Source organism: Chryseosolibacter histidinae (assembly GCF_018598225.1).
GTDB lineage: Bacteria > Bacteroidota > Bacteroidia > Cytophagales > Cyclobacteriaceae > Chryseosolibacter > Chryseosolibacter histidini.
In genome coordinates, this window is sequence record NZ_JAHESF010000100.1 from 1 (window position 1) to 549 (window position 549).

A 549-nucleotide genomic window follows, 5' to 3' on the forward strand; every position below is an offset into this window, starting at 1 on the left:
TCAACCAATATCCAGATCGCTGGTAGCCAGGCTGGCGTTACTTACCAGCTTCGCAACGATGCGGGTGACATAGCAATCGGCTCCCCGGTAGCAGGCACAGGTGGATTGATCAATCTCCCGACAGGCAATTTGACGGCGAACACGACCTTCAACGTTTTTGCGACGATCACAGCTACAGGTTGTGATACGGAGATGAACAACACGATTGGTGTGACGGTCAATGCAATACCTTCGATCACATCACATCCAGTGAGTGTAACGCAATGTGCAGATAACGGAACGACGTTCACGGTTGCAGCTACCGGCACCACACTGACTTATCAATGGAGACGGAATGGAGTAAACCTGACCAATGCAGGAGTTTACAGCGGCGTGAATACATCAACCCTTACCATTAGCAGTGTAGCAGGCGTTGGCGGAAACTTTGATGTAGTGGTTACAGAGACGAGCGCGACGCCAAACTGTCCTGTGGCGAGCAACGCAGCCACGCTTACGGTTAACCCTCTTCCGACGGGTCTTGCTGTAACCACAGCAGCATCGGCGGTTTGT

General features: G+C 52.3%; 1 protein-coding gene. It reads left to right on the forward strand.

From position 1 onward, the window contains the following. Positions 1-549: immunoglobulin domain-containing protein (locus tag KK083_RS32345; protein ID WP_254170302.1), on the forward strand; the 549-nt coding region annotated here is incomplete at both ends.